We start from the raw sequence: 5,528 nt of genomic DNA on the forward strand, positions 1-5,528 counted from the left end.
CACGCCGGTGACGAAGTGGGTGACCCTCCCGTCGGTGTCGGCCCAGATCTCCGGGCCGGTGGTCTCGTAGTGGCTGCGGGGGCCGTTGACGTTGGCGTACTGGTTGGGCTTCCACGCCCCCTCGATCTCGCGCACCAGGCGGTCGGAGACGGAGTAGTACGACTGCGGGTCCTCCGGCGGCACCGCCGTCGGGCACACCACGACCTCGGCCCCGTACGCCTTGAGGACGTTGCGCTTGTCGGCGCCGACCTTGTCCGGGCAGACGAAGACGCACCGGTACCCGCGCTGCTGCGCTACCAGGGCCAGGCCGACGCCGGTGTTGCCGCTGGTGGGTTCCACGATGGTGCCGCCGGGCTTGAGCGCACCCTCGGCCTCCGCGGCGTCGATCATCCGCGTGGCGATGCGGTCCTTCACGGAGCCGCCGGGGTTGAGGTACTCCACCTTCGCCAGCACGGTGCAGGCCAGGCCCTCGGTGACGCGGTTGAGCTTGACGAGCGGTGTCCCGCCCACGAGGTCGACGACGGACTCGGCGTAGCGCATGGCGCCATTCTCGCCCACCGCCCCGCCCGCGCCTCTCACAGCCCGCGCCGCAGCTCCAGCACCACGTCCAGGGCGGCCGCGAGCGCCGCGTCGTCGCCGTGGGCGAGGACGTCGGCACCGGTGACGGCGAGCTGGTCGCCCACGCCGTGCAGCGCCAGCCGGGGCAGCTCGCGCCGCGGGCGCCCCTCGGCGTCGGCGGCGAGGTCGGCGAGCGCCTGCGCGGCGCGGCGAACCAGCTCGGCGCGGACCCCGGCGGCACCCTCGCGGGCCCGGTCCAGCTGGGACAGCGGCATCGAGCGCACCCGGTCCGCCTGCAGGGCCAGGACGCGCGAGAGCTCGGCGCGCACGGCCGCGGGGGCCGGCGCGCCGAGCTCGTCGGGCGTGCTCAGCTGCTCGTCGATCAGTCGTCGCCGCGCAGGATGGCGATGAGGCGCAGGACCTCCAGGTACAGCCACACCAGGGTGACGACCAGGCCGAACGCCGCCCGCCAGGACTCGTTCACCGGCAGGCCGTTGCGCACGCCCTGCTCGACGTAGTCGAAGTCCAGGACGAGGAACAACGAGGCCAGCACGACGCCGAAGCCGCTGACGAGGATCGGCAGCAGGCCGCCGCCGGAGTAGACGCTGGTGCCGCCGAAGGCGGCGAAGCCCAGGTTGACCAGGGCGAAGACGAGGTAGCCGAGGCCGGCGATCGTCAGGACCTTGGTGAACTTCGGGCTGTTGCGGATGACGCCCGTCTTGTAGGCGAGCAGCATGGCCGCGAAGGCGCCCAGGGTGCCGAGCACCGCCTGGCCGACGATGCCGTCGTAGAAGGCGGAGTAGGCGTGGGAGATGGCCCCCACGAAGACGCCCTCCACGGCCGCGTAGGCGAACATCACGCCGGGGCGGACCTTCTTGGACAGCTGCGCCCACATGGCCAGGACGAAGCCGACCAGGGCGGCGCCGAGGGCGATCGGCAGCCCGACGTCCGCCAACCACGCCGCACCGGCACCCAGGGCGAGGACGCCACCGAGCAGGGCGGTGCGCACCACGACGTCGTCCAGCGTCATCCGGCGCGACTGCGTCGGCGTGGCGGACGGCTTGCGGTACCAGTCCTCGAGCGTGCGCGCGTCGGCGTCGGCCGGCGCGCGGCCCGACGGCGGCGCGTCGAACGTGGCGTAGCCGCCGTTGCGGAACTCCGCGTTGCGGGCGAAGACCGGGTTCTTGCTCTGCATGGCTCCCTCCGGGGGCGAGTCGTTGCCGGTTCAACGCCCTGCGGGGTGCGGGCGTTCCCGCCGCCGGCGGCGCTCCCGGTGGGCCGGGAGCGCCTCGCGGTACCCGGGACGGGACTCGAACCCGCACGCCGCGAACGGCCCGGGGGTTTAAGCCCCGTGCGCCTGCCAGTTACGCCACCCGGGCGGGAGGACGTCAGCAGGGTAGCCAGTGCGCGGCGCCGTCCGGCGGGCCGGTCGCGCCGGTCAGGTCCCGGCCGCGCCGCTCAGCTGCGCGAGCCGGCTCACCACCGCGTCGAGCATCGGCTCGGTGAGCCGGCCGGTGGCGGTGTTCTGCCGGCTGACGTGGTAGCTGCCCAGCAGGTGCACGGGGCCGTCGGGGCAGGTCAGCACCGCCTCGGCACCGTGCCCGAAGCGCGGCTGCGGGCGCGGCACCGACCAGCCGGCGCGGCGGGCGGCCGTCAGCGACGACGCCCAGGCGAAGGCGCCCAGCGCCAGCACGGCCCGCACGTGCCCGGTCAGCGCGGCCAGCTCCGCGTCCAGCCAGCCCGCGCAGGTGTCGCGCTCGCCGGTGGTGGGCTTGTTGTCCGGCGGGGCGCAGCGCACCGGCGCCACGATGCGGGTGCCGACCAGCTCCAGACCGTCGGCGGCGTGCACGGAGGTGGCCCGCGTGGCCAGGCCCGCGCGGTGCAGGGCGGCGACGATCCAGTCGCCGGAGCGGTCACCGGTGAACATCCGCCCGGTGCGGTTGCCGCCGTGCGCGGCCGGCGCCAGGCCCACGACGAGCGCGCTCGGGGTGTCCACGCCCAGGCTGGGCACCGGCCGGCCCCAGTACGGCTCCTGGCGGTAGGCGCGCCGCCGGGTGCGGGCAACCTCCTCGCGCCAGGCGACCAGCCGCGGGCAGGCCCGGCACACGCACGAGCGGGCCACCACCTCGCGCGCCCCGCCGGCCGCGGCGGCCAGGGCGCGCACCTGATCGGCGTCGTGGGCGACGGGGGTGCCCGGCGCGGACGGCTCGCCCGGCCAGCCGGAACCGGGCGGCACCGGGGAGGAGAAGAGCTCCCCGGTGGCCGGGTGCGGCAGCAGCTCCGGGCCGGGGGGCGGGGTCGTCGGGCCGGGCACCGTCAGCGCGCGACGTCGACGGCGAGGTTGTCCAGCAGCTCGCCGTAGATGCGGTCCAGACCGCGGGGGGCGAAGGTGCGCTCGAAGAAGCCACCGACACCGCCGGCGCCCTGCCACTCGTTGGTCACGACCACCTCGGCGGCGTCGGGCCCGTCCGCCTCGACCCGCCACGTGGTCACCAGGGAGGAGTTGCGGTCCTTCTCCACCAGGGCGTGCGCGTCGGTGGAGCTGACGTCGGCGACGACGTCGCGCACCCGCTTCTTGGTGGCGTGCAGCCTCCAGCGCACCTGCGTGCCGGGGCCGATGCCGCCGGAGAGCACCGCGTAGTCGCTGAACTGCTCGGGCAGCAGCCGGGGGCGGGTGCCGTTGTAGTCGGCGAGGGCGGCCAGGACCTGCTCGGCGGGGGCGTCGATGCGCCGGGTGGTCGTCGCGCTGACGGTGCTCATCGCCTCAGCGTGCCAGCGGCGGAGCACCCCGCGCACGGCGAGCGGGCCGGGTGCCGGGGCACGGGCCCGTGCGCTGCGTCACAGGCCCTCAGGACCCGCGGGGGTGCGAGCGGTGGTGCGCTCGGCGGCGGAGAAGGCGGTGCCGTCGAGGATGTCGTGCTCGCTGGTGACGACCTCGCCCACCCCGGCCACCTCGGCCAGGTGGTCCAGCACCGTGCGCCACACCAGGGCCCCGGCGCCGATGACGTCGACGCGGCCGGGGTGCACGAACGGCATCGCCGCCCGCTCGGCGCGGGAGGCGCCCAGCAGGCGGTCGCACGCGGCGCGCACCGCGTCCACGGGCAGCCGCGCGCCGTGCAGGGTCCCGGGGACGTACGCGGTCAGGTCCAGGGCCGCCGCGGTGACGGTCGTGATCGTGCCGGCGACGCCGACGAGGGTGCGGGTGCGCTCCAGCGGCACCCGCCGCCCCACGGCGGCCAGGGCGGCGGTGACGTCGGCGCGGGCGGCGGCCACCTCCGCGGCCGTGGGCGGGTCCGAGCGCAGGTGCCGCTCGGTCAGCCGGACGGAGCCGACGTCCACCGACAGGGCGGCCTCCGGCTCGCCCTCGCCGAGGACGAACTCGGTGGAACCGCCACCGAGGTCGACCACGAGGAACCCCGCGGGCGAGGAACCCCGCAGCTCGCGGGTGGCGCCGGTGAAGCTGAGGCGGGCCTCTTCCGCGCCGGGGATCACCTCCGGCTCCACACCGAGGCGCGCCCGCACCCCCGCGACGAACTCGTCGCGGTTGGAGACGTCGCGGGAGGCGGAGGTGGCGACGAACCTCACGGCGCCCGGTGCGACGCCGTGCCGGCGGCAGGCGGCGGCGGCCTCGTCGACGGCGGCGAAGGTGCGCGCCAGCGCCTCGGGGGCGAAGGCGCCCGTGGCGTCCACGCCCTGCCCCAGCCGCACGATCCGCATCGTGCGCTCGACGTCGGTGAGGGTGCCGGTGGCGGTGTCGACGTCGGCGACGAGCAGGCGCAGGGAGTTGGTGCCGCAGTCGACGGCGGCGACGCGCTCGACGCTCACGCGCCGGGACCCTCGACGCCGGCGCCACCGGTGGTGCCCGGGTCGCCGGCGTCCCCCGCCGCGTCGAGGTGCGCGTGCGGGCAGGTGGCCGGCCAGCCGCCGAGCTCGCGCAGCCGCTGGAGGGTCTCGTCGCCGAAGGGGTTCACGCCCGGGCCGGCCGCCAGGGCGTGCCCGACGAGGGCGTGCAGGCACTTCACGCGGGTGGGCATCCCCCCGGCGGACACGCCCGCGATCTCGGGCACGTCACCGTCGCCCAGTCCGGCGCGCCGGCGCAGGTAGTCCTCGTGGGCGGCGGCGTGGGCGGCGGCCAGCGCCGGGTCGGCGTCCAGCCGCTCGGTCATCTCCCGCATCAGCCCGGAGGCCTCCAGGGTGCTGATCGCGGAGGCGGCGAAGGGGTCCACGAGGTAGTAGGTGGTGGGGAACGGGGTGCCGTCGGGCAGGCGGGGGGCGGTCTCGACGACCTCCGGGCGGCCGCAGGAGCAGCGGTGCGCGACGGCGAGCACACCGCGCGGCACCCGGCCCAGCAGCGCGGCGATGCCCTCCAGGTCGGCGGCGGTGGGCGCCTCGTGGTGGGCCGCGCTCACCGGGCGGCCCGGCCGGCAGCGCCGGTGGTGGTGCTGGTCGTGCTCATCGTCCTGCTCCGCTGCTGGGGGTGGGCTCCGGGTCGTCGTCCTCGAGCCCGGGGGTGGTGGCGTCGGCGGCTCCGGGCGTGGCCGCCACGCGCAGCGACTCCCAGATGTCCTCGTACCAGGCGGCCGCCGAACCGACGGCGGCGGCCGCGGCCTCGGTGGGGGCCACCGCGTCGGCGTCCTCACCGCCGGCGACCGCGTAGGGCGTCTCGCCGGGCAGGACGTAGTGCAGGCGGGCGCGCGCCTGGGTCATCACGTAGGCGTCGTCCTGCCAGCGCGCGACCTGCTCCTGCGCGGCGACGAGGTCCTCGCGCTGCTCGCTGATGCGCGCTTCGAGGCGCCCGATCTCCGAGCGCTGCTCGAGCCACTTCTGCCAGCTGGGCAGCAGGAAGACCGCCAGCACCAGCAGCAGGGCGCTCAGCACGAGGGCGCGCGGGCCGCGGTTGCGCCGCCCGCCCGCCGTGGCGGTGGCGCTGCTGCGCCCGCGGGCCGCGGGAGCCGGCCGGCTGGCGGGCC

Annotated in this window: 8 protein-coding genes and 1 tRNA gene; all 9 read right to left on the minus strand. The window is 76.7% G+C overall.

Features of this window, described 5'->3' with window-relative positions; genetic code table 11:
- A partial coding sequence (locus tag V9U69_RS12440) for a pyridoxal-phosphate dependent enzyme (RefSeq protein ID WP_337062138.1) occupies nt 1-540 on the minus strand: 540 nt, incomplete at its 3' end.
- 35 nt (nt 541-575) lie between these two features.
- A complete protein-coding gene (locus V9U69_RS12445) occupies nt 576-887 on the minus strand; it encodes a hypothetical protein (protein WP_337062139.1) in 312 nt (103 codons plus the stop codon).
- A 53-nt stretch (nt 888-940) separates the two neighbouring features.
- Nucleotides 941-1,753, minus strand: coding sequence for a Bax inhibitor-1/YccA family protein (locus V9U69_RS12450; RefSeq protein ID WP_337062140.1), 813 nt, complete (start codon nt 1,751-1,753; stop codon nt 941-943).
- A 100-nt stretch (nt 1,754-1,853) separates the two neighbouring features.
- A tRNA-Leu gene (locus tag V9U69_RS12455) sits at nt 1,854-1,937 on the minus strand.
- A gap of 59 nt (nt 1,938-1,996) precedes the next feature.
- Nucleotides 1,997-2,872: a uracil-DNA glycosylase gene (locus tag V9U69_RS12460; protein ID WP_337062141.1), complete on the minus strand. Its 876-nt coding sequence runs from the start codon at nt 2,870-2,872 to the stop codon at nt 1,997-1,999.
- A 2-nt stretch (nt 2,873-2,874) separates the two neighbouring features.
- Nucleotides 2,875-3,318: an SRPBCC family protein gene (locus V9U69_RS12465; protein WP_337062142.1), complete on the minus strand. Its 444-nt coding sequence runs from the start codon at nt 3,316-3,318 to the stop codon at nt 2,875-2,877.
- A gap of 78 nt (nt 3,319-3,396) precedes the next feature.
- The gene (locus V9U69_RS12470) at nt 3,397-4,383 is read right to left on the minus strand and encodes a Ppx/GppA phosphatase family protein (RefSeq protein WP_337062143.1); all 987 of its coding nucleotides are present in this window, start codon (nt 4,381-4,383) and stop codon (nt 3,397-3,399) included.
- On the minus strand, nt 4,380-4,967 hold the full coding sequence (locus tag V9U69_RS12475) for a DUF501 domain-containing protein (protein WP_337062144.1): 588 nt from the start codon (nt 4,965-4,967) through the stop codon (nt 4,380-4,382). The genes V9U69_RS12470 and V9U69_RS12475 overlap by 4 nt, the downstream gene beginning before the upstream one ends.
- A 43-nt stretch (nt 4,968-5,010) precedes the next feature.
- On the minus strand, nt 5,011-5,528 hold a 518-nt coding region (locus V9U69_RS12480), incomplete at its 5' end, for an FtsB family cell division protein (RefSeq protein WP_337062145.1).

It is taken from the genome of Kineococcus sp. G2, assembly GCF_037154035.1.
Lineage (GTDB): Bacteria > Actinomycetota > Actinomycetes > Actinomycetales > Kineococcaceae > Kineococcus.